Raw genomic sequence first — 21,556 nt, 5'->3', positions numbered from 1 at the left:
ACCGGCGCAATAGATGGGTCGAGGATCGCGACCGATCGCGCTCCGAGTCAAGAGTCCGGGACAGTTGACCTGATACCTGGGGGACATCAACCGTTCACGCAGGCCGCTCCGTTGAGAGTGAAAGCGGCGGGCGCGGTGTTCGTGGAACCCTTGCTGCCGATGAACCCGAGGGTGACCGAACCCCCTGCGGCGATGGTGTTGGTGTAGGAGGCCGGGGTGACGGTCACCGCGCCGGCGCTCTGGGCGGCGGTCCCGCCCCACATGTTGGTGACGCTCTGCCCGTCGGCGAAGGTGAAACCGAGCTTCCAGCCGGTGACCGCGGCCGTGCCGGTGTTGCGGATGACGATCTCGCCCTGGAAGCCGCCCTGCCAGTCACCGACCACGCGGTAGCCGACGGAGCAGCTCCCGGCGGGCGTGTTCGCGGTGGTGACGCCGACCGTCGCCGAGCGGGCGGACCGGTTGCCGGCGGCGTCCCGGGCATAGACGGCGAAGGAGTAGGCCGTGCCGGCGGTCAGGCCGGTCACCGTCACCGAGTTCGTCGTCGCGGCCGCGACCTTGGTCTCGGTGCCACCACTGACACGGACGACGTCGTACCCGGCCACGCCAACGTTGTCAGTGGATGCGGTCCAGGTCAGACGGGCCGAGGTCGCCGTCACGGCGGAGGCGGTGGGGGTGCCGGGAGCGGTAGGGGCCTGGGTGTCACTGGAGCCGCCGCCGAAGACGGTCGCTTCCTTGGCGGTCTGGGCGATGCCGTTGGCGCCGTTGAAGATGCGCTGACCCCATGACGTCATCCGCGCGGGATCGAAGTCGAGCACGAGGTCGAGGATCGGATCGGTGTTGCCGCTCCAGGACCAGGCCAGATAGCCGATGTGGAGCTGTTCGGCGGCGGCCATCATGGTGTCCTCGTCCGGATCGCCCCACTGGTCGGCCGGACCGCCGAACTCCCCGATCACGAGGGGCAGTTTGGCGCTCACGAAGGCGTTCAGGTAGTCGGTGATCTCGGCCGCGGTGTCGAAGACGCTGTACATGTGGATCGAGAAGACCAGGTTGCCGGTGGTGTCGGCGGCGTACACGGACTGGGCGTTGGTGCGCATCACCTGCTGCCAGTCCTGGCCCCAGTTGGGCGCGTCCACCATGATCGTGTGCTCGAAGCCGGCGTTCCGCAGCTTCTTGATCGCGGCGATGGTCGGGGCGGTCCAGCCGGCCGGGTCGGTGTTGCCCCAGGGCTCGTTGCCGATGTTGATGATGATGTAGTTCTCCTGGCCGGCCAGGACGTCCTTCAGGCCGATCCAGTAGTCGGCGGCCTGGTCGAGGGTGCCGGCGGCGCTGTCCTCGCCGTAGCCGGTGGTGTCGTGGACCTCCAGGACGCAGATGAGCCGGTTGGCCTTGCACTGCGCGACGACATTGGTGACGTCCGCGGCGGTGTTGGCGGTCCAGCGGTGGCCGTCGGCGAGGACCACCCGGACGGTGTTGGCACCCTGCGCCTTGATGTCGGCCAACGAGCCGAGTTCGTTCGGGTACCAGGTGTGGGCGTGGTTGACGCCCCGCATCACGAAGTCGTTGCCGTTGCTCTCGACCAGGCGGCCGTTGCTGATGTGCAGACCGGCGGCCTGGGCGGCCGGCTGCTGGGCCGCCTGGGCCGTGCCGGGACACAGGGCGCCGAGGACCACCAGTCCGACGAGGGCCGCCAGCCGGGCCAGGAAGGTGCGTAAGGGGCTCTTTCTCGTTCTGCTCACTGCGGCTCCAGAGATGGGTGGGGCAGTCGGGGGGAAATCATGGGAGAGAATCATGGGAGCGCTCCCATGGAAGCCAATGCGTCAAGTACACGTCAAGATGCGCGACGGCAAAGGACCACGGCCGCGCATAGAGTTCCGAGCCTCGACCACCGCACCTGGGAGGCATGTTGACCACGCGCCCCGTCGACCCCGGCTCCGTCAACGCCGAGGCCTGGCACGTCTACGGCGACCACCACCTGCGGCGCGGCACCGTGCTGCCGGAACTGGAGCGGTTCGACTGGGGCCCGGCGGGCACCGGCCCGGGTGCCGAGATCCTCGGCGAGCTCGCCGGGCGGCGGGTGCTGGACCTCGGCTGCGGGCCGGGCCGGCACGCGGCGCACCTCGTCCGGGCGCACGGCGCCTCGGTGGACGCCGTCGACTCCTCCCCCACCCAGTACGAACGCGCCCGCGTCCGCTACGGCTCCCTGTCCGGCCTGCGCCTGATCAGGGCCGACGCCGTGGAGCACCTCGGCACGGTGGAACCGTACGACGTCGTCTACTCCGTCAACGCCGTGCCCTACATCGATCCCCGCCGACTGCTGCCCGCCCTGACCACCGCGCTCCGGCCCGGCGGGACGCTGTGCTTCACCGTGCTGCACACGACCTCGCGCGGCGACGGCCCCTCCCACGTCGTCGAGTCCCGGCCCGAACTCCTGCGGCTCGCCGGGGGCGGGGAGGCGACCGTGCGGATGTGGGTGCTGACCGAGGAGCTCTGGACGGACCTGCTCGGCGAGCACGGCCTGCGCGTGGAGGGCGTCGACGTCCTCGACGCGCCGGAGGACGGCAACCACGCCTCGTACCGGATCTTCCGGGCGACCCGGCCGGTCCGGGTCTCCTCCCGCCCGCGAACGAACCGGGGTCCGGTGCCGCACGCGGCGATCGGCGTGGGCGCCATCCTGTACGGCCCGCGGGGGCTGCTGCTCGGGCGGCACCGGCGCGGCACCTGGGAACTGCCCGGCGGCACGGTGGAGCCCGGGGAGTCGCTGGAGGAGACGGTCGTGCGCGAACTCCGCGAGGAGACCGGGATCGAGGCCCGACCGGCCGATGTCCGGCTGCTGGGCACGCTGCTCGACGATGTCGACGGCGTGGTGCGGATGACCGTGGCCGCACAGGTCGGCGCGTGGCGGGGCGAGCCCGGCGACCAGCCGGACGAACGCGTCGGCGACTGGCGCTGGTTCGCCCTGGACCGGCTCCCGGAGAACCTGTTCGTGTGCAGCGCCCAGGGTCTGACCGCCTGGCGTCCGGACCTGCCGATCGACCACACCGCGGCCCACTTCACGCCGTTCGCCGGATAGCAGCCGTGCAACCCCCTCGCAACCTTCCCCGTGCTGCACTCGGCGACCATGGACGAGGATTCCGCACCTGCCGTGTACGACGAGGTGCCGCGCGTCGAGCTCACGACCGCGGCCGCCGAGCTGCTGCGCCGGTTGCGCGAGGCGCACGGGCCGCTGATGTTCCACCAGTCCGGCGGCTGCTGCGACGGCAGCGCGCCCATGTGCTTCCCGGAGGGTGAGTTCCGCACCGGCGGCTCGGACGTGCTGCTCGCCGAGCTGGACGTGCCGGGGGTCGGGGAGCCGGTGACCTTCTGGATGTCGAGGAGCCAGTACGAGGTGTGGGCCCACACCCGCCTGATCGTCGATGTCGTCGCGGGCCGGGGCAGCGGATTCTCCCTGGAGGCACCCGAGGGGGTGCGTTTCCTCATCCGTTCGCGTGTGGTCGGTGCCGAGTAACCCTTCGGCTCGCCGTCGTCTGGTGCACTTCCCCTGAGTTCTGGGACAGTTGACACGACCTCAGGGGAGAGCTGTGACGCACCGTCAAAGACGTTCCGGCGCAGGCAGATCGGTCCTCACGTTTCTCGCGGCACTCGGCACGCTGGCCGGTGCGGCCCTGGTGGGCGCGGCACCGGCCGGCGCCGCGCCGGGGTGGACACGGCTCGCGACGGGCGTGCAGTACGAGCAGTTCGACATCTCCGCGGCCGCGGGGCCGGCGCACGCCCATGTGCTCCGCGTGGACCTGAACGAGCCGCGGGTACGGGTGGAACTGCTGTATCCGGGGGCGGTGGCCGCGCGGGCCACGGTGTCCGGGCTGGCCACCGCGCAGGGTGCCCTCGCGGGGGTGAACGGCGACTTCTTCAACATCTCCGAGACCCAGCACCCCGGCGTCGAGGCCACCGGAGCGAGCGTGGGCCCGGCGATCGCGCAGGGCCGTGCGCTCAAGGCGGCGGTGCCGAACGGGCAGCGCTTCGGGCCCGCGCTGCCGCCCGGCACCAGCACGAAGGACGTGTTCGGCGTGGGCACCGACCGTCGGGCCCGTCTCGACGATCTGGCGCTCGACGGGTCGGTGCGGACGCCCGAGGGACAACTGCCGCTCGGCGGGCTGAACCAGTACGCGCTGCCCGTCGGTTCGGTCGGGGCGTTCACCTCGGACTGGGGCAGCGCGTCCCGGGTGCGGGCGACCTGCGGGACGGACACGGACCGGGCCGCGCCCTGCAGCACCGACACCTACGAGGTGACGGTCCGGGGCGGACAGGTCGTCGCCGCGGCCGACTCCCCGGGCAGCGGGCCGATCGCCGAGGGCACCACCGTGCTCGTGGGCCGGGAGGCGGGCGCGCAGCACCTGCGGAAGCTCTCGGTGGGTTCGGCGGTGACCGTGCAGCACCGCCTGGTCGCGGCCGCGGCGGGCATCGCGTACCGCTTCGCGCTCGGCGGCTATCCGGTGCTGGACGGCGGCCACCCGCTGCCCGGCCTCGACGACACCACGTCGGCGGTGCGCACGGCCGTGGGCATCGCGGACAAGGGCCGGCGGCTGTATCTCCTCGCGCTGGACGGGGCGGCCGGCTATCGCAGTGGACTGACGATCTCCGAAGTCGCCGACACCATGCGGACCTTGGGCTCGGTCGACGCCTTCAGCCTGGACGGCGGCGGCTCCACGACCATGGCCGCGCGCAAGCCGGGCGGCACCACCGTCACCGCCCTCAACCACCCCTCGGGCGGCGCGGAACGGCCCGTACCGAACGGCATCGGGGTCTTCGCCACGGGATGAGGTCCGGCGCTGAGGTCCGGCGCTGACGTCTGGTGCTGAGGTCAGGGATGCAGGCTGCTGACGATCCCGGCCGTCGCGGCGAGGCCGCTGTGAAGGGTGGGCGCGAAGCTCGTGCCGGCGAGACAGAAGCCGAGCAGGGTGCACACCACCGCGTGGGAAACCTTGAGTCCGCCGCCGCGCACGAAGACCACCGCCAGGATCAGCAGCAGCACCAGTACCGAGATGGAAATCGCCATGGACAGCCTCCTCCGCCACGCCGCCGGGTCCGTTTCACGGCGTTCGGCCGCAAGTGTGGCGTAGCGGAGGGTTCGTCCGGGCGGCTGAAGCGTCCTCCGAACGAGTGGTGTCCGGGCCGGCGCGAAGGCGCCTACCCGCGGGCGTCCAGGAAGGCCTCCAGGCCTGCCAGGTCGTCGGTGTTGAGGTAGTCGACGCCGGCGGCGAGGAGCTCGGCCCACAGCGCGTCCCGGGCGGGCCCGGCCAGGTCAGGAGTGGCCCAGAACCGCACCTGCTGCCCGCGCGCGTGAGCCTGCCCGACGATGTTCCGCAGCTTCTGCCGCTCGGCGCCCGGGAAACCGCCCTCGCCGAGCCAGCTGAAGTTGAGCGTCCAGTTGTCGCTGATCAGCGGGATGAGTGAGGCGGGCGCCGCGGTGCCGAGGTCGGCGAGCCGGCCGTCGTAGAAGGCCCGGCGAACGGTCTGGGCCTCCATCGGGATGCGGGCGGCGCGGTCGCCGGAGATCACGGCGGTCACCGCGCCGGGGACGACCTTGCCGTGCACGTAGGTCGTGAACAGGTGCCGGTAGCGGCGCAGATGGCGATCGAGTTCGAGGTAGGTCGAGGATCCCTCGGTCTTGATGTCGACGAGCAGCTGGAGCGGGTGGCGACGACCCCGGTACACGGAGCCGTGGTTGGCCTTGACGATCCTGGCCAGCGGGTCGAGGTAGAGGGACTCCAGGGTGCGCGTCGGGTCGAGGTCGTCCACGGTGTGGCCGATCAGGAGCTGGTCCCCGACGAGGAAGATGTCCGCCTCGACACTGCCGAAACGGTGGTCCAGGGCGTCGAGGAGGGGGCGCGGATGCTCGTAGTCGTTGTGGGCGTGGGCGCGCCACAGCGGACGGGGGTGGTGCTTGCGGCTGTCGGCCCACGCGCTGCCGACGGGCGGGGCCAGCGTCGCCGCGACCGCGGCGCCGAGGGTGGTGACGGCTCTGCGACGGGTGATGAGCGCCATGTTCTGCCTCCCTGTGGGGCGGGTCGGAACCACAGGGAGTATGGGGCCCTTGAGCCCCCAATGGACCTGTACGTGCCAGGAGTTGGCCGGACTGCCGCCGCCCGTTCACCCCTTCCGCGCAGGCGCACGGAAAAGCCCGCCCCTGGTGGGGCGGGCTTCACCGGGGTGCACCGGGTGACGCTCAGGGCGCCTGGAGGTCGACGAGTTCGGCCAACCGGGCACGGTGGGCGCCCGCCGTGCCGTAGGCGATCGAGTCGGCCTTGGCGCGCTTGAGATACAGATGGATCGGGTGCTCCCACGTCATGCCGATGCCGGCGTGCAGCTGGAGCGCCTCCTCGGCGGCGTGCACGGCGACGGACGCCGCGTAGGCCTGTGCGACGGCGACCGCCACGTCGGCGTCCTCGCCCGTCGCGAGCGCGTCGGCGGCGTTGCGGGCGGTGGCGCGGAGGTTGACGACCTCCAGCCACAGCTGGGCGAGCCGGTGCTTGAGCGCCTGGAAGCCGCCGACGGGCCGGTTGAACTGCTTGCGCTCCTTGAGGTAGCGCACGGTTTCGGTCAACGTCCATTCGGCGAGCCCGAGTTGCTCGGAGGCGAGCAGTCCGGCCCCGGCCCGCAGGGCGCGGTGCACGGCGAGTTCGGCGTCGCCCAGCAGGCGGCCCGGCGCCCCGTCGAGGGTGACGGTCGCGAGCGGGCGGGTCAGGTCGAAGGGGATCTGCGGGGTGAGCGTCACGGCGGAGGCGTCCACCGCGTACAGCCCGCCGTCGTCCGCGGGCACGAGCAGCACGTCGGCCGCCTGGGCGTCCGCGATCGCCGTCAACTCCCCGTGCAGGGCACCGTCTTCGTGGCGTACGACCTTGTAGGCGCCGCCCGGCGCGACATTCAGCGCGACGGCGAGGGCACCGATCCTCCGTCCGGAGGCGAGCTCGGCGAGCAGGTCGTCCGCGTCGCAGGCGAGCAGCGCCTCGGTGGCGACGACCGCGCTGGTGAGGTAGGGCACCGGAGCGACCGCCCGGCCCAACTCCTCCAGGACGACGGCGACTTCGCGGTGCGAGGCGCCCTGGCCGCCCTTGTCCTCGGGGACCAGGAGTCCGGCGAGGCCCATGCCGTCGGCGAGGGCCTTCCAGGCCGCGAGGTCGTGCGGGGTGTCCGACTCGGTGCGGGCGATCACGCCCGGCGCGTCGCAGTGGTCGGCGAGCAGGTCCCGTACCGCGGCCCGCAGCGCCTCTTCCTCCTCCGAGTACAGCAGGTCGGGCTGTGCGCTCATCGGGCCAGGTCCTTCCAGGCGACGTCCTTGTCGGTGCGCGGCTCGGCCGGCAGGCCCAGGACGCGCTCGGCGACGATGTTCAGCAGGACCTCGCTGGTCCCGCCCTCGATGCTGTTGCCCTTGGAGCGCAGATAGCGGTAGCCGGCGTCGCGGCCGGTGAAGTCCACCAGCTCCGGGCGGCGCAGGGTCCAGTCGTCGTACAACAGGCCCTCCTCGCCGCGCAGTTCGACCTCCAGGCCGCTGATCTCCTGGTTGAGGCGGGCGAAGGCGAGCTTCATGCCGGCGCCCTCGGGCCCCGGCTGTCCTGCGACGAGCTGCTGGCGCAGCCGCTCGGCGGTGAGGCGGGCGACCTCGGCGTCCACCCAGAGCTTCAGCAGGCGCTGGTGCAGGTCCTGGGTGCGCAGTTCGGGGCGCTCGCGCCAGGTCCGGGAGACCGGGCCGATCATGCCGCCCTCACGGGGCAGCCGCATGCCGCCGATGGCGACGCGCTCGTTGTTCAGCGTGGTCTGCGCGACCCGCCAGCCGTCGCCGACCTCGCCGAGGCGGCGGTCGTCGGGGATGCGGACGTCGGTGAGGAAGACCTCGTTGAACTCGGCCTCGCCGGTGATCTGCCGCAGCGGGCGGACGTCGACGCCGGGGTCGGTCATGTCGCAGATGAAGTAGGTGATGCCCGCGTGCTTGGGCACGTCCGGGTCGGTGCGGGCGATGAGGATGGCCCAGCGGGAGTTGTGGGCACCGGAGGTCCACACCTTCTGCCCGTTGACCACCCACTCGTCGCCCTCCCGCACCGCACGCGTACCGAGCGCGGCGAGGTCGGATCCGGCGCCGGGCTCGCTGAACAGCTGGCACCAGACCTCCTCCCCCACCCACAGGGGCCGCAGATAGCGCTGCTTCTGCTCCTCGGTGCCGTACTTGAGGATCGTCGGGGCGGCCATGCCGAGGCCGATGCCGTTGCGTCGCGGGTCGTTGTCGGGGGCGCCCACGGCCTCCAGCTCGGCGTCCACGACCACCTGGAGGGAGCGGGGCGCGTTCAGTCCGCCGAGACCCTCCGGGTAGTGCACCCAGGCGAGCCCGGCGTCGAAGCGGGCCTTGAGGAAGTCGATCCGGTCCGTGTTCGCGGGCGGATGCGCGGCCAGCAACTGTGCGGTGCGGCGCTGGAGTTCGGCTGCGTCGGTCATGCCTTTGCTCCTGTGGGTACGACGGCGATCCGGCCCGTGGTCACCCCGTCGCCGAGGCGCTGCACGGCGTCCGCGGCTCCGGCGAGCGGCACCCGCTCGCTGATCAGCGGCTTGATCGCGCCCCGGGCGGCCAGTTCGGTGAGCTGCTCGTGGCAGTGCTGGACCAGCTTCGGGTTCTTGGTGTTGTACAGCCCCCAGTGCAGGCCGAGGATCGCGTAGTTCTTCACCAGGGCGTGGTTGAGGCCGGGGCTCGGGATGGTCCCGCCGGCGAAGCCGACGACCACGATCCGCCCCTCGAAGGCGACGACCTTGGTCGACTGCGTGTAGGCCTCGCCACCCACGGGGTCGTAGATCACGTCCGCGCCCCGGCCCCCGGTGGCCTCCTTCACGGCGGCGACGACGTCCTCGCTCCGCCGGTCGACCACCACGTCACAGCCCAGCTCCCGGGCCACCGCGGCCTTCTCGGCACCGCCGACGACACCGATGACGGTGGCGCCGGCGGCCTTGCCGAGCTGCACGGCCGCGCTGCCGACCCCTCCGGCGGCAGCGTGGACGAGCAGTGTCTCGCCGGCCTCCAGGCGGGCCCGCCGGTGCAGACCGAACCAGCCCGTCTGGTAGCCGATGTGCAGCGCGGCCGCCTCGGCATCGTCCAGCGAGTCCGGCGCGGTCAGCACAGCGGCGGCGTCCGCGACGGCGTACTCGGCGAAACCGCCGTACGGCAGCGCCGGGTTGGCGATCACGCGCCGCCCGTCCTCGGTCTCGCCGCAGATCTCCACGCCGGGCGTGAAGGGCAGCGGCGGGCGGACCTGGTAGTGGCCGCGGCACATCAGCACGTCGGGGAAGTTGATGTTCGCGGCACGCACCTTCAGCAGGACCTGGCCGTCGCCAGGCACGGGCCGCGCCACGTCGGCGAGGCGCATCACCTCGCTCGGCTCGCCGTTCTCGTGCACTTGCCAAGCCTGCATGGGGGGCCTCCACGGGACTGCGTCGTCATGCCGGGGTCTGACCGGGGTCCTCCGCATACTAAGCGGTCGCTTGCCGATCAGGGAACAGTCCGCGGGGAAAGTGTCACCAGGCACACCGAGGGGGCCGCGCAGCGGTTGCACGACCTGGTGCGGCCTGAACAGGGTGACAGGGACGAGCCGGGCATCCCCTGCCCACAGGGCGCCCCCGACGATCCCCGGAAAGGACCCGCGCACATGACGGTCATCAAGAGCCCGCTGCCGGAGAAGGAACGAGAGATCGCGGGCAGCGCCCTCCAGGACACCCTGGTCGACCTGCTCGACCTCTCCCTGGTCGCCAAGCAGGCGCACTGGAACCTGTACGGGCCGCGCTTCCGTTCCATCCACCTCCAGCTCGACGAGGTGGTCACCACCGCCCGCGCCTACGCCGACACGGTGGCCGAACGCGCCGCGGCGCTCGGGGTCAGCCCGGACGGCCGGGCCGCCACCGTCGCCGCCACCAGCGGGGTCCCGGAGTTCTCACCCGGTTGGACGAAGGACGTGGACGCCGTCGGCGCCCTGGTGCGGGCCTTCTCCGCGGTCGTCGAACGGGTACGGGAACGCATCGAGCGGACCGGCCCGGCGGACGCCGTGACCCAGGACCTGCTGATCGGCCTCACCGCCGATCTGGAGAAGCAGAGCTGGATGTTCCAGGCCGAGCACCGCAGCTGAGCCCGCCGGAGGGCCTGGAGCCCGCCCCGGCCGCGCGACGGCGTTCAGCTCTTCCGGCGGTGCGGGTGGGCGGGGTACACACCCAGGATGCGTACCTCGGTGGAGAAGAACCGCAGTTCGTGCAGGGCGAGGGCGACATGCGGCTCGTCGGGGTGACCCTCGACCTCGACGTAGAAGCGGCTGGCGTCGAGTCCCGCGCCGACCTGGTAGCTCTCGATCTTCGTGAGGTTCACCCCGCTGGTGGCGAACCCGCCGAGCGCCTTGAACAGGGCGCTCGGGATGTTGCGCACGGAGAAGAACAGGCTGGTCATCGTCGGCTCCCCGGTGCCCGGGGCGACGACGGCGTCCCGGGACAGGACGACGAACCGGGTCGTGTTGTCGGGGTCGTCCTCGACACCCGAGCGCAGCACGTCGAGGCCGTACAGCCCGGCCGCGGCGGGCGGGGCGAGCGCCGCGTGCCGAGGGTCCGCGAGCTCGGCCACCTCGCGCGCCGCTCCGGCCGTGTCGTCGGTGACGAGGGTGCGCCAGCCGCCCTCCCGCAGCACCTTGCGGCACTGCCCCAGGGCGTGCACATGGCTGCGTACGCACTCCACCTGGTCCGCTGTCGCCCCGGGCACGCCCATCAGGTCGAAGCGGATGGCGAGGAAGTGCTCGGCGATGATGAACAGCCCCGACCCGGGCAGCAGGTGGTGCACGTCCGCCACCCGTCCGGCCGCGGAGTTGTCCACCGGGATCACGGCGACGTCGGCGGTGCCGAGCGTCACCGCGTCCAGCGCCTGCTCGAAGCCCGTGCAGGGCTGCTCGGCGCACCCGGGGTAGAGGGTGTGCGCGGCGGTCGCCGAGTTGGATCCGGGTTCACCTTGGTAAGCGACGGTGGTCACTGGGTTCGGTCTCTTGTCGTCGGGCGGCAGAAGCTCCGTAACGTATCAGGCGGCCCCCGCCCTCAGATCCAGGTGTCCAGCCACATCCTGGAGTGCCAGTCGGCGTACGGGATCGTCTCGTCGGTGTAGAGCGGGAAGAAGTAGATGAAGTTCCAGGCGATGAGCAGGACGAGGGCGCCCGCGGCCACCGCGCCCCGGGTGCGCCGCCGGCGGTCCGCGCCCGGTGGTCCCAGGATCGCGCCCACCGTCATCGCCACGGCCAGGCAGAGGAACGGCACGAAGACGACCGCGTAGAAGGAGAAGACCGTACGGTCCTGGTACAGGAACCAGGGCAGGTAGCCGGCCCCCACGCCGCACAGGACGGCCCCGGCCCGCCAGTCCCGGCGCAGTGCCCAGCGGAAGAGCAGGTAGAGCAGGGCGCCGCAGGCCGACCACCACAGCAGCGGGGTGCCGAGGGCGAGGACCGTCTGGGAGCAGTGGACCGCCGTACGGCAGCCGTCCGTGCCGGGTTCGGGTGACTGGTAGTCGAACAGCACGGGGCGGCCCTGGACCAGCCAGCTCCAGGGGTTGGACTCGTACTTGTGCGGGGTGTGCAGCCCCACGTTGAAGCGGTACACCGCCTGCTCGTAGTGCCACAGGCTGCGCAGCGGGGCGGGGATCCATGACCAGGTGCCGCCGCGGCCGTCGGCCCAGTGGCGGTCGTAGCCGTCGTCGGAGCGGAACCAGCCGGTCCAGGTCGCCAGATAGGTCAGCAGGGCGACCGGGACCATGGACAGGAGGGACCAGCCGAGATCCTTGTTCAGTACCGCCAGGCAGGGGCGGGAGGAGCCGGCCACGCGGCGGGAGCCGACCTCCCACAGCACGGTCAGGACGGTGAAGAAGACCAGGACGTACAGGCCGTTCCACTTGGTGGAGGCCGCCAGCCCGAGGAGGACGCCCGCCGCGAGCCGCCAGGGACGCAGCCCGGTTCCGGCGTGGTCGGCGGTGTGCCGGTCCGGGCGCGCGCGGCCGTCCTCGCCGACCGGCAGGGCAGCCGCGAGCCGGGCCCGGGCGCGGTCCCGGTCGACCAGCAGGCACCCGAAGGCCGCCAGGACGAAGAACATGACCACGAGGTCCAGCAGGGCGGTACGGCTCATCACCACGTGCAGGCCGTCGATCGCGAGGAGCGCGCCGGCCAGGCAGCCCAGCACGGTCGAACGGAACAGTCGGCGTCCGATGCGGCACAGCATGAGCACCGACAGGGTGCCGAGGGCCGCCGTCATGAAGCGCCAGCCGAACGGGGTGAGGCCGAACATCCACTCGCCGAGGGCGATCACCCACTTGCCCGTCGGCGGGTGGGCGACGAACGCCCCGGTGTCGGAGAGCGGGACGACCTGGGGGTGGGCGAGGATCTGCGGGTCGGCGATCTTGCGGTCCGGCCAGTTGCCCTCGTAGCCGAGCCGCAGCAGGGACCAGGCGTCCTTGGCGTAATAGGTCTCGTCGAAGATCACGGCCCGCGGTCGGCCGAGGTGCCGGAAGCGGATCGCACCGGCCACGGCGGCGACGAGCACCGGCCCCAGCCAGTCCCACACCGACACCTTCGGAAAACGCGGCACGAGACGCTCGCGCGGGTCCGTCCCGGGGCGGGCCGTGTATCCGAACCGGCGAAGGCGCGCCTGCCAGTCCCGGTGCGCTGTCTGCGTGGGGGTCCCGACGACGGGGGAACAGGTCACGTCACTGCTCACCGAAGAGCCTGCCGTACCGCGGGGTGCGCCCAGGGCGATATTTCGTCCACCCGGTGAACCTACCCGGGACGCCGTCCCGTTGTCCCGGACCTCATGCCCTCCGGGGCCGCGCCCGTACGTGCATCCGCTCCCCCTGCGGCCCGAACAGACTGAGGAACTCCGCCGGCCCCTCCCCCGTCGACCCGAACCAGTGCGGCACCCGGGTGTCGAACTCCGCCGCCTCGCCCGCCGACATCACCACGTCATGGTCGCCCAGCACCACCCGCAGCCGCCCCGCCAGCACGTACAGCCACTCGTAGCCCTCGTGGGTGCGCGGCTCCGGCTCCTCCTCGCGGCGCGGCACCAGCACCTTGAAGGCCTGGAGGCCGCCGGGCTGGCGGGTGAGCGGCCAGAAGGTGCGCCCGTGCCGTTCGAGCGGCGCGGAGCGCACCCGGGGGTCGCCGACCGGCGGGGCGCCCACGAGTTCGTCCAGCGGCACCTGGTGGGCCTGGGCGATGGGCAGCAGCAGCTCCAGGCTGGGCTTGCGCAGGCCGGACTCCAGCCGGGAGAGCGTGCTCACGGAGATGCCGGTGGTCTCCGAGAGAGCCGCGAGGGTCACCTCCCGGTCCTTGCGCAGCCGCCTGAGCCTCGGCCCCACTTCGGCGAGAACGTCGTCGGTACTCATACCCGTATTGCAGAATCAGCAAAGTTGTTTGTCAATCCCGCGTCCGCGGAGCGACCGTGGCGCCATGACCGAGACATACGGCGGGACATACGAAGTGATCGTGGTCGGTGGCGGCGCGGCGGGCCTGTCCGCCGCCCTGGTCCTGGGCCGGGCCCGGCGCCGCACCCTGGTCGTCGACGCGGGCGAGCCACGCAACGCGCCCTCCGCGCACCTGCAGGGCTTCCTCACCCGGGACGGCATGCCGCCCGCCGAGTTCCTGGCGGTCGGCCGCGAGGAGATCGAGCGCTACGGCGTCGAGCTGGTGCGGGACCGGGTCACCGAGGTCGCCCCGGGCTTCGCCGTGACCCTGGCGGGCGGCCCCGTGGCAAGGGCCCGCCGCCTGGTCGTCGCGACCGGCCTCAGGGACGAACTCCCGGACGTGCCCGGCGTCGCCGAGCGCTTCGGCAAGGACGTCCTGCACTGCCCGTACTGCCACGGCTGGGAGGTCCGCGACCAGGCCTTCGGCGTGCTGGCCACGACCCCGCTCAGCGTGCACCAGGCGCTGATGGTCTCCCAGTGGTCGAAGGACGTGACCCTGTTCCTGCACACGGTCGCCGAGTCCGGGCTCTCGGACGACGACCTGCGCAGGCTGGCCGCGGCCGGCGTCCGGGTGGTGCCCGGCGAGGTCGCCGGGCTGGTCGTGACGGACGACCGGCTCACCGGCGTACGGCTGGCGGACGGCACGACGCACGCGCGCGAGGTCGTCTTCACCGCCCCTCGGGCCGTTCCGCACAACGGCCTGCTGGAACGGCTCGGCGCCGGGTTCCAGGAGACGCCCTTCGGCAGCTGGCCCGTGGTCGACGGGAACGGGCAGACCACCGTGCCCGGCGTGTACGCCGTGGGCAACGCGGCCGGTTTCGCCGAACAGGTGATCAACGCCGCGAGCGCCGGGCACCGGGCGGCCGCCACGATCAACGGTGAGCTGCTGATGAGCGACCTCGACGCGGCTGCCGGGGTGTAGACCGGCCGCCTCCGGTACACCCTGGAAGCATGTTGCTTGCCCGGCTGGCACAGGTGTCCCAGGACGTCGCCGCGACCTCGGCGCGCTCGAAGAAGATCGCGCTCCTCGCCGAGCTGTTCCGGGAGGCCGAGGCGGACGACGTCCCGGTCGTCATCCCGTATCTGGCGGGCCGGCTCCCGCAGGGCCGGCTGGGTGTCGGCTGGAAGGTGCTGAGCCGCCCGGTCGCCCCGGCCGCGGAGCCGACCCTGACCGTGCGCGCGGTGGACGCCCTGCTGAGCGAGCTGGGCAAGGTCGCGGGCGCGGGCTCACAGGCCGAACGCGTCCGGCTGGTGGGTGAGTTGATGGGCGCGGCCACCGAGGACGAGCAGCGGTTCCTGTTCGGGCTGATCAGCGGAGAGGTACGGCAGGGGGCACTGGACGCGGTCGCCACGGAGGGACTCGCCCAGGCCACGCAGGCGCCTCCCGCCGACGTACGCCGCGCCGTGATGCTGGCGGGCTCCCTCCAGACGGTGGCCGAGGCGCTGCTCACCGACGGGCCGGCCGCCCTGGACCGCTTCCGCCTCACCGTCGGCCGCCCGGTCCTGCCGATGCTGGCGCACAGCGCCTCCTCGGTGGCCGAGGCGGTGGAGAAGCTCGGCGGGTGCGCGGTCGAGGAGAAACTGGACGGCATCCGCGTGCAGGTCCACCGGGACGGCGATGCCGTACGGCTGTACACCCGCACCCTCGACGACATCACCGACCGGCTACCCGAACTGACGGCCGCCGCAAGGGAGTTGAGGGGGGACCGGTTCATCCTGGACGGCGAGGTGATCGCCTTCGGCGAGAACGGGCGCCCGCGGTCCTTCCAGGAGACCGCGGGCCGGGTCGGCTCCCGGGTGGACGTGCGGACGGCCGCCGAGGCGGTGCCCGTCTCCCCCGTCTTCTTCGACGCCCTGTCCGTCGACGACCGCGACCTGCTGGACCTGCCCTTCGCCGAACGGCACGCCGAGCTGGCCCGGTTGGTGCCCGAGCCGATGCGGGTCCGGCGCACCCTGGTGTCCGGGCCGCAGGATCTGGGGGCCGCCGAGGAGTTCCTCGCCCAGACCCTGGGGCGCGGCCACGAGGGCGTCGTCGTGAAGTCCCTCGACGCCCCCTACAGCGCGGGCCGGCGCGGTGCGTCCTGGCTGAAGGTCAAGCCCGTGCACACCCTCGACCTGGTGGTGCTGGCCGCCGAGTGGGGCCACGGCCGCCGCACCGGCAAGCTCTCCAACCTGCACCTCGGCGCCCGCACGGCCGACGGCGGCTTCGCCATGCTCGGCAAGACCTTCAAGGGCATGACCGACGCGATGCTCACCTGGCAGACCGAGCGGCTGCGGGAGTTGGCGGTGGACAGCAGCGGCTACGTGGTGACCGTACGACCCGAACTCGTCGTCGAGATCGCCTACGACGGCCTCCAGAGGTCGACCCGCTACCCGGCCGGCGTCACCCTCCGCTTCGCGCGCGTGGTCCGCTACCGCGAGGACAAGCGGCCCGAGGAGGCCGACACCGTGGAGACACTGCTGGCCGCGCATCCCGAGGTGAGGCCATGAGGACAAGCGCGGGCCTGTTGTTGTACCGGCACACCGAGGACGGCCTGGAGGTGTTGCTGGGCCATATGGGGGGCCCGTTCTTCGCCCGGCGTGACGCCGGCGCGTGGACGCTCCCGAAGGGCGAGTACGAGCCCGGGGAGCCCGCCTGGGACGCGGCCCGGCGGGAGTTCCAGGAGGAGCTCGGACTGCCGCCGCCGGACGGGGAGGCCGTACCCCTCGGTGAGGTGCGGCAGACGAACGGCAAGGTCGTCACGGCGTGGGCGATCGAGGCCGACCTGGATCCGGCGACCGTGGTGCCGGGGACGTTCGCCATGGAGTGGCCGCCGAAGTCCGGGCGGACGCAGGAGTTCCCCGAGCTGGACCGGGTGGAGTGGTTCGGCCTCGACCGGGGCCGGGCCGTGATCGTGAAGGCGCAGGCCGCGTTTCTCGACCGGCTGGCTGAGCACTCGGCCTGACGTCCACGCGTTGCGGTCGCCCCCGCCGCGCGGGAAGGTCGAAGCACAGTCAGCCCTTTTGGAGGTCGGTCATGCCCATCGCGACGGTGAACCCGGCGAACGGCGAGACGCTCAGGACGTACGAGGCCATGGACGCGGAGGAGATCGAACGCAGGCTCCAGCTCGCCGAGGCCACGTTCCGCACCTACCGCACGTCGTCCTTCGCGGACCGCGCCCGTCTCCTGAACCGGGCCGCCGAACTCCTCGACGACGCCCAGCAGGACATCGCCAAGGTCATGACCACCGAGATGGGCAAGCCGGTCAAGCAGGCCCGCGCGGAGGCCGCCAAGTGCGCCAAGGCGATGCGCTGGTACGCCGAGCACGCCGAGTCGCTCCTGGCCGACGAGGAACCCGCCGCGTACGACGTCAAGGACTCCGGCGCCTCCCGTGCCCTGGTCCGCTACCGGCCGCTGGGGCCCGTGCTCGCGGTGATGCCGTGGAACTTCCCGCTGTGGCAGGTGGTCCGCTTCGCCGCGCCCGCGCTGATGGCGGGCAACGTCGGCCTGCTCAAGCACGCGTCGAACGTGCCGCAGACCGCCCTGTTCCTGGAGGACCTCTTCCATCAGGCCGGGTTCACGCAGGGCTGCTTCCAGACCCTGCTGGTCGGGTCCGGAGCGGTCGACGAGATCCTGCGCGACGACCGCGTCAAGGCGGCCACGCTCACCGGCAGCGAGCCCGCCGGACGGGCGGTCGCCGCGACCGCCGGGGACATGGTGAAGAAGACCGTGCTGGAGCTCGGCGGCAGCGACCCGTACATCGTGATGCCGTCCGCGGACGTCGACCGGGCCGCCGAGATCGCGGTGACCGCGCGCGTGCAGAACAACGGGCAGTCCTGCATCGCCGCCAAGCGGTTCATCGTGCACACGGACGTCTACGACCGGTTCGCCGAGCGGTTCGTCGAGGGCATGAAGGCGCTCAAGGTCGGCGACCCGCTGGAGGAGGACACCGAGGTCGGCCCCCTGGCGAGCGAGCAGGGCCGGACCGACCTGGAGGAACTGGTCGACGACGCCCGGCGCAGCGGGGCGAGCGTGCTGTGCGGCGGGCAGCGGCCCGAGGGGCCCGGCTGGTACTACCCGCCGACCGTCGTCGCCGATGTGAACCGCGAGATGCGCATCCACCGCGAGGAGACCTTCGGACCGGTGGCCACGCTGTACCGGGCGGCCGACCTCGACGAGGCGGTGCTGATCGCCAACGACTCGGCGTTCGGGCTGAGTTCCAACGTGTGGACGCGGGACGAGGCCGAGGTCGACCGGTTCGTACGGGACCTGGAGGCCGGCGGGGTGTACGTCAACGGGATGACCGCCTCGCATCCGGCGTTCCCGTTCGGCGGGGTGAAGCGGTCCGGGTACGGGCGTGAGCTGTCCGGGCACGGAATCAGGGAGTTCTGCAACATCACGACGGTTTGGCACGGAGCGTGACAGTTGCGCGGCTAACATCCCGGGTGTGAACCGCGAAGTGACTCTGCCTCTGATCGTCGACGACCGCGGGACCCTGCAGGTGGCTGCGGCCGATGTGAGCAAGCTGCTCCGCAGTCTCGGCGGTCGGTGGCTGCACCTGGTCGAGGCCGGCGCCGACGGGCTGGACGAGGACACGGTCGCCGCACTGACGATCGAGCTCGCGAAGCTCGCCGACCGGATCGACGTGGCGTGCATCGCGCACAGCAGCGGCGGAGCGCCGTAGGAGGCGGGGAGCGCGTCGTCCCGCGTTCGGAGCAACCCGCCGCGAAGTCGTCCGCCCCTCGGGTGATCGTGGACGGGACCAGTCTTCGGTTCCGGGACGAGACGGCGTGAGATGAGCGAAGAGACGATCACCGAGATCCTGCCCCCGATCCGGCACTGGCCGGCGCTCGACCTGAACGGTGTCGACTTCGACCCGGTGCTGACCGAGCTGATGCGTGAGGGGCCGGTCACCCGGATCCGGCTGCCGCACGGTGAGGGCTGGGCCTGGCTGGTCACCCGGTACGACGACGTACGGGCGGTGACCGAGGACCCGCGCTTCAGCCGCGAGGCCGTCGTGGACCAGCCGGTCACCCGGCTCGCCCCGCACTTCGTCCCGCAGCGCGACAGGCTCGCCTTCCTCGACCCGCCCGACCACACCCGGCTGCGCCGTTCGGTGGCCGCCGCGTTCAGCGCGCAGGGCGTGGAGCGGGTCCGGGAGAAGTCCCGCCGGATGCTCGACGAGCTGGTCGACGAACTCCTCCAGGACGGCCCGCCCGCCGACCTCACCGCGGCCGTTCTCAGCCCCTTCCCGGTCGCCGTGCTCTGCGAGCTGATGGGCGTCCCGGCCGCCGACCGGCACGGCGTGCACGCCTGGACCCGGCTGGTCCTGTCCCGCTCGCACGGCGCGAAGGCCGGCGAGCGGGCCAGGGCCGAGATGGCCGGCTACTTCCGCGAGCTCGTCCATCTCCGGCGGGGCGGCACCGGCGAGGACGTGGTCTCCCTGCTCGGGGCGGCCGTGGGCCGCGGCGAGGTGACGCCGGAGGAGGCCGCGGGGCTCGCGGTGCTGCTCCAGCTCGGCGGCGAGGCGATGACGGACAACAGCGGCCAGCTGTTCTACCTGCTGCTGACCCGCCCCGGCCTGGCCGAACGCCTGCGCGCCGAGCCGGAGATCCGCCCGCGGGCCGTCGAGGAGCTGCTGCGCTACATCCCGCACCGCAACACGGTCGGGCTGGCACGGATCGCCCTGGAGGACGTGGGGATCAAAGGCGTGCGGATCAGGGCGGGCGACGCGATCTACGTGTCGTACCTGTCCGCGAACCGGGACCCGGACGTCTTCCCCTACCCGGAGACGATCGACGTCTCCCGCGGCCCCGACCCGCACGTGTCCTTCGGCTCCGGCCCGCACCACTGCCCGGGCGGGACGCTGGTCCGGCTGGTGTCCGAGCTGCTGGTCGAGGTGCTGCTCGACCGTGTGCCGGGACTGCGGCCGGCGGTGCCGCCGGAGCGGGTGCCCTTCAGGAAGGGCACGTCGATCCGCGGCCCCGAGGCGCTCCCGGTGACGTGGTGACCGTCGAGCGGTCGGTCAGCGGATGGACATGCCGGACAGGGTCCGGGCGATGACCAGGCGCTGGATCTCGCTCGTGCCCTCGAAAATGGTGTAGATCGCCGCGTCGCGGTGCATGCGCTCCACCGGGTACTCCCGGGTGTAGCCGTTGCCGCCCAGGATCTGTACGGCCTGGGCCGTGACCTTCTTCGCCGTCTCGCTGGCGAAGAGCTTCGACATCGAGCCCTCGGCGGCGGTGAACTGCTTCCCGTTGATCGCCATCCAGGAGGCTCGCCAGACCAGGAGCCGGGCCGCGTCGATGGAGGTGCGCATGTCGGCGAGCTGGAAGGCCACGCCCTGGTTGTCGATGATGGGCCGCCCGAACTGCTCACGCGTCCTGGCGTAGTCGAGGGCGACCTCGTACGCGGCGCGGGCGGTGCCCACCGCCATGGCGCCCACGGCGGGCCGCGAGGCCTCGAACGTGGCCATCGCCGCGTTCTTCACCCGCTCGCCGCCGGCCTTGGCCCGCTCACGGGCCCGGGCGAGACGCTGGTCGAGCTTCTCCTTGCCGCCGAGGAGGCAGGAGCCGGGCACCCGGACGTTGTCCAGCACGACCTCGGCGGTGTGCGAGGCGCGGATGCCGTGCTTCTTGAACTTCTGGCCCTGGGACAGTCCCGGCGTGTTCGGCGGCACGATGAAGGAGGCGTGGCCCTTGGAGCCGAGCTCCGGGTCGACGACCGCGACGACGACGTGGACGTTGGCGATGCCGCCGTTGGTCGCCCAGGTCTTGGTGCCGTTGAGCACCCACTCGTCCTTGGCCTCGTCGTACACGGCACGCGTGCGCATGGAGGCCACGTCGGAACCGGCGTCCGGCTCGGAGGAGCAGAACGCGGCGACCTTGACGTCGTTGGCGTCGCCGTACATCTGGGGGATCCAGGTGCCGATCTGTTCCTCGGTTCCGTTGGCGAGAACGCCGACAGCCGCGAGACCGGTGCCTACGATCGACAGGGCGATGCCCGCGTCGCCCCAGAACAGCTCCTCCATCGCCATCGGGATACCGAGCCCGGTGGGGTCGAAGTACTGCTGGGCGTAGAAGTCGAGGGAGTAGATGCCTACCTTCGCGGCCTCCTGGATGACCGGCCAGGGAGTCTCCTCACGCTCGTCCCATTCGGCGGCCGCGGGGCGGATGACGTCGGCGGCGAAGCCGTGCAGCCAGTCCCGGACCTCCTTCTGTTCGTCGTTGAGCTCCATGGTGAACTCGGCCATGTCCCCTCCAGCGGCGACGCACGTGCGTGTTACTTGCGGTAACCCGAGTCTGTTACCCACGGGTAGGAAAAGTCAACTCCCAAGGACCTGTCAGCAGCCTGTTCGAAGTCCATCATCGGTCGGGTGTTAGTTTGCGCAGGCGTTACCGATTAAGCACGGGTGGGGAGAGCTCATGGACACCACACAGCGGACCGATCAGCAGCGGTCCGCCGACCGCCGTCGGCGCGAGCTGCTGGAGGCCGCGGACAGGGTGGTGCTGCGCGACGGACCGCAGGCCTCCATGAACGCCATCGCCGCGGAGGCCGGCATCACCAAGCCGATTCTGTATCGGCACTTCGGTGACAAGAGCGGACTCTACGCCGCGCTCGCCAAGCGGCACACCGACGCGCTGCTGGACTCGCTGCGGGCGGCGCTGGACGCTCCCGCGGACCGGCGCGAACGGGTCGAGGCGACCCTGGACACCTACCTCGCCGCGATCGAGGCCCGGCCTCAGGTCTACCGGTTCCTGATGCATCCCGCCGAGGGGGGCCAGGCCGGGGACCCTGGGTTCGATGTCGGTAAGCATTCCGTGCCGTTGCTGCGCAGGATGGGTGAAGAACTGGCGCAGGTCATCGAGGACCGGCTGGACCTCGGGCCCGGAAGTCAGTTGCTGGCCCGGGTGTGGGGGCACGGGATCGTCGGGATGATGTACGCGGCCGGTGACTGGTGGCTGGGGGAACGGCCGTGCGCGCGGGACGAGTTGGTGCGCAGCATGGCTGACCTGCTGTGGGGGCGGCTCGCTGCCGCCGGGGACAAGGTGGGGGGTCCGGGGTTCTGACGG

General features: G+C 71.9%; 21 protein-coding genes. 11 read left to right on the top strand and 10 right to left on the bottom strand.

Features of this window, described 5'->3' with window-relative positions:
• Positions 1–86 precede the first annotated feature (86 nt).
• Positions 87–1,790 (bottom strand): cellulase family glycosylhydrolase, encoded by a 1,704-nt coding sequence (locus tag AQI94_RS17470; protein ID WP_404817918.1) that lies wholly within the window; start codon positions 1,788–1,790, stop codon positions 87–89.
• A gap of 110 nt (positions 1,791–1,900) precedes the next feature.
• On the opposite strand from AQI94_RS17470, the gene AQI94_RS46400 reads away from it, so the two are divergent.
• The 3 genes from AQI94_RS46400 to AQI94_RS17455 all read left to right on the top strand — a co-directional run bounded on the left by AQI94_RS46400 (position 1,901) and on the right by AQI94_RS17455 (position 4,817).
• Positions 1,901–3,070: a bifunctional class I SAM-dependent methyltransferase/NUDIX hydrolase gene (locus AQI94_RS46400; protein ID WP_037942254.1), complete on the top strand. Its 1,170-nt coding sequence runs from the start codon at positions 1,901–1,903 to the stop codon at positions 3,068–3,070.
• 48 nt (positions 3,071–3,118) lie between these two features.
• On the top strand, positions 3,119–3,505 hold the full coding sequence (locus AQI94_RS17460; RefSeq protein WP_107064248.1) for a DUF779 domain-containing protein: 387 nt from the start codon (positions 3,119–3,121) through the stop codon (positions 3,503–3,505).
• Positions 3,506–3,578: 73 nt separating this feature from the next.
• Positions 3,579–4,817, top strand: coding sequence for a phosphodiester glycosidase family protein (locus AQI94_RS17455; RefSeq protein WP_031044619.1), 1,239 nt, complete (start codon positions 3,579–3,581; stop codon positions 4,815–4,817).
• Positions 4,818–4,858: 41 nt separating this feature from the next.
• On the opposite strand, the gene AQI94_RS17450 is transcribed toward AQI94_RS17455, so the two are convergent.
• From AQI94_RS17450 to AQI94_RS17430, 5 genes are all read right to left on the bottom strand, one after another.
• Entirely contained in the window at positions 4,859–5,053 is a 195-nt protein-coding gene (locus AQI94_RS17450) for a hypothetical protein (RefSeq protein WP_031044621.1), read from the bottom strand.
• A gap of 131 nt (positions 5,054–5,184) precedes the next feature.
• A complete protein-coding gene (locus tag AQI94_RS17445; protein ID WP_062229800.1) occupies positions 5,185–6,042 on the bottom strand; it encodes a phosphatidylinositol-specific phospholipase C/glycerophosphodiester phosphodiesterase family protein in 858 nt (285 codons plus the stop codon).
• Positions 6,043–6,223: 181 nt separating this feature from the next.
• Positions 6,224–7,306: an acyl-CoA dehydrogenase family protein gene (locus tag AQI94_RS17440; RefSeq protein ID WP_031044624.1), complete on the bottom strand. Its 1,083-nt coding sequence runs from the start codon at positions 7,304–7,306 to the stop codon at positions 6,224–6,226.
• Positions 7,303–8,484, bottom strand: coding sequence for an acyl-CoA dehydrogenase family protein (locus AQI94_RS17435; protein ID WP_031044627.1), 1,182 nt, complete (start codon positions 8,482–8,484; stop codon positions 7,303–7,305). The genes AQI94_RS17440 and AQI94_RS17435 overlap by 4 nt, the downstream gene beginning before the upstream one ends.
• On the bottom strand, positions 8,481–9,449 hold the full coding sequence (locus tag AQI94_RS17430) for an NADPH:quinone oxidoreductase family protein (RefSeq protein ID WP_031044630.1): 969 nt from the start codon (positions 9,447–9,449) through the stop codon (positions 8,481–8,483). Before AQI94_RS17430 ends, AQI94_RS17435 begins: the two co-directional genes overlap by 4 nt.
• Before the next feature lie 234 nt (positions 9,450–9,683).
• Here AQI94_RS17430 and AQI94_RS17425 point away from each other — a divergent pair, with 234 nt between their 5' ends.
• A complete protein-coding gene (locus AQI94_RS17425; RefSeq protein WP_031044633.1) occupies positions 9,684–10,157 on the top strand; it encodes a Dps family protein in 474 nt (157 codons plus the stop codon).
• Positions 10,158–10,201: 44 nt separating this feature from the next.
• Here the strand turns inward: AQI94_RS17425 and AQI94_RS17420 are convergent, their stop codons facing one another.
• The 3 genes from AQI94_RS17420 to AQI94_RS17410 all read right to left on the bottom strand — a co-directional run bounded on the left by AQI94_RS17420 (position 10,202) and on the right by AQI94_RS17410 (position 13,426).
• A complete protein-coding gene (locus AQI94_RS17420; protein WP_031044636.1) occupies positions 10,202–11,038 on the bottom strand; it encodes a prephenate dehydratase in 837 nt (278 codons plus the stop codon).
• 62 nt (positions 11,039–11,100) lie between these two features.
• Positions 11,101–12,750, bottom strand: a complete 1,650-nt coding sequence (locus tag AQI94_RS17415) for a dolichyl-phosphate-mannose--protein mannosyltransferase (protein WP_225890208.1) — start codon at positions 12,748–12,750, stop codon at positions 11,101–11,103.
• A 103-nt stretch (positions 12,751–12,853) separates the two neighbouring features.
• Positions 12,854–13,426 carry a helix-turn-helix domain-containing protein gene (locus AQI94_RS17410; RefSeq protein ID WP_031046261.1) on the bottom strand — a complete coding sequence of 191 codons (573 nt, stop codon included), beginning with the start codon at positions 13,424–13,426 and terminating at the stop codon, positions 12,854–12,856.
• A 64-nt stretch (positions 13,427–13,490) separates the two neighbouring features.
• Between AQI94_RS17410 and AQI94_RS17405 the strand changes: the two genes are divergently transcribed.
• From AQI94_RS17405 to AQI94_RS17380, 6 genes are all read left to right on the top strand, one after another.
• A complete protein-coding gene (locus AQI94_RS17405) occupies positions 13,491–14,426 on the top strand; it encodes an NAD(P)/FAD-dependent oxidoreductase (RefSeq protein WP_031046263.1) in 936 nt (311 codons plus the stop codon).
• A 29-nt stretch (positions 14,427–14,455) separates the two neighbouring features.
• Positions 14,456–15,994, top strand: a complete 1,539-nt coding sequence (locus AQI94_RS17400) for an ATP-dependent DNA ligase (RefSeq protein ID WP_031046265.1) — start codon at positions 14,456–14,458, stop codon at positions 15,992–15,994.
• Complete coding sequence (locus tag AQI94_RS17395; protein WP_031046267.1) at positions 15,991–16,449, top strand: NUDIX domain-containing protein; 459 nt, start codon at positions 15,991–15,993, stop codon at positions 16,447–16,449. The genes AQI94_RS17400 and AQI94_RS17395 overlap by 4 nt, the downstream gene beginning before the upstream one ends.
• Positions 16,450–16,520: 71 nt before the next feature.
• Positions 16,521–17,906, top strand: coding sequence for an NADP-dependent succinic semialdehyde dehydrogenase (locus tag AQI94_RS17390; protein WP_031046269.1), 1,386 nt, complete (start codon positions 16,521–16,523; stop codon positions 17,904–17,906).
• Positions 17,907–17,931: 25 nt separating this feature from the next.
• Positions 17,932–18,168, top strand: a complete 237-nt coding sequence (locus tag AQI94_RS17385) for a DUF6213 family protein (RefSeq protein WP_007380390.1) — start codon at positions 17,932–17,934, stop codon at positions 18,166–18,168.
• A gap of 111 nt (positions 18,169–18,279) precedes the next feature.
• Complete coding sequence (locus AQI94_RS17380) at positions 18,280–19,494, top strand: cytochrome P450 (protein ID WP_031046277.1); 1,215 nt, start codon at positions 18,280–18,282, stop codon at positions 19,492–19,494.
• A 15-nt stretch (positions 19,495–19,509) separates the two neighbouring features.
• Here the strand turns inward: AQI94_RS17380 and AQI94_RS17375 are convergent, their stop codons facing one another.
• Positions 19,510–20,736: an acyl-CoA dehydrogenase family protein gene (locus AQI94_RS17375; protein ID WP_031046280.1), complete on the bottom strand. Its 1,227-nt coding sequence runs from the start codon at positions 20,734–20,736 to the stop codon at positions 19,510–19,512.
• A gap of 172 nt (positions 20,737–20,908) precedes the next feature.
• Here AQI94_RS17375 and AQI94_RS17370 point away from each other — a divergent pair, with 172 nt between their 5' ends.
• Complete coding sequence (locus AQI94_RS17370; RefSeq protein ID WP_031046282.1) at positions 20,909–21,553, top strand: TetR family transcriptional regulator; 645 nt, start codon at positions 20,909–20,911, stop codon at positions 21,551–21,553.
• Positions 21,554–21,556: the final 3 nt, after the last annotated feature.

It is taken from the genome of Streptomyces pseudovenezuelae (assembly GCF_001513955.1).
Lineage (GTDB): Bacteria > Actinomycetota > Actinomycetes > Streptomycetales > Streptomycetaceae > Streptomyces > Streptomyces pseudovenezuelae.
This window is presented reverse-complemented; position numbering and strand designations above follow the sequence as displayed.

Coding starts and splice junctions, on each gene's coding strand:
- AQI94_RS17380 (WP_031046277.1), top strand. CDS start 18,280: ATGAGCGAAGAGACGATCACCGAGATCCTGCCCCCGATCCGGCACTGG.
- AQI94_RS46400 (WP_037942254.1), top strand. CDS start 1,901: ATGTTGACCACGCGCCCCGTCGACCCCGGCTCCGTCAACGCCGAGGCC.
- AQI94_RS17440 (WP_031044624.1), bottom strand. CDS start 7,306: ATGAGCGCACAGCCCGACCTGCTGTACTCGGAGGAGGAAGAGGCGCTG.
- AQI94_RS17470 (WP_404817918.1), bottom strand. CDS start 1,790: ATGATTCTCTCCCATGATTTCCCCCCGACTGCCCCACCCATCTCTGGA.
- AQI94_RS17410 (WP_031046261.1), bottom strand. CDS start 13,426: ATGAGTACCGACGACGTTCTCGCCGAAGTGGGGCCGAGGCTCAGGCGG.
- AQI94_RS17390 (WP_031046269.1), top strand. CDS start 16,521: ATGCCCATCGCGACGGTGAACCCGGCGAACGGCGAGACGCTCAGGACG.
- AQI94_RS17460 (WP_107064248.1), top strand. CDS start 3,119: ATGGACGAGGATTCCGCACCTGCCGTGTACGACGAGGTGCCGCGCGTC.
- AQI94_RS17435 (WP_031044627.1), bottom strand. CDS start 8,484: ATGACCGACGCAGCCGAACTCCAGCGCCGCACCGCACAGTTGCTGGCC.
- AQI94_RS17430 (WP_031044630.1), bottom strand. CDS start 9,449: ATGCAGGCTTGGCAAGTGCACGAGAACGGCGAGCCGAGCGAGGTGATG.
- AQI94_RS17425 (WP_031044633.1), top strand. CDS start 9,684: ATGACGGTCATCAAGAGCCCGCTGCCGGAGAAGGAACGAGAGATCGCG.
- AQI94_RS17405 (WP_031046263.1), top strand. CDS start 13,491: ATGACCGAGACATACGGCGGGACATACGAAGTGATCGTGGTCGGTGGC.
- AQI94_RS17450 (WP_031044621.1), bottom strand. CDS start 5,053: ATGGCGATTTCCATCTCGGTACTGGTGCTGCTGCTGATCCTGGCGGTG.
- AQI94_RS17395 (WP_031046267.1), top strand. CDS start 15,991: ATGAGGACAAGCGCGGGCCTGTTGTTGTACCGGCACACCGAGGACGGC.
- AQI94_RS17370 (WP_031046282.1), top strand. CDS start 20,909: ATGGACACCACACAGCGGACCGATCAGCAGCGGTCCGCCGACCGCCGT.
- AQI94_RS17375 (WP_031046280.1), bottom strand. CDS start 20,736: ATGGCCGAGTTCACCATGGAGCTCAACGACGAACAGAAGGAGGTCCGG.
- AQI94_RS17400 (WP_031046265.1), top strand. CDS start 14,456: ATGTTGCTTGCCCGGCTGGCACAGGTGTCCCAGGACGTCGCCGCGACC.
- AQI94_RS17445 (WP_062229800.1), bottom strand. CDS start 6,042: ATGGCGCTCATCACCCGTCGCAGAGCCGTCACCACCCTCGGCGCCGCG.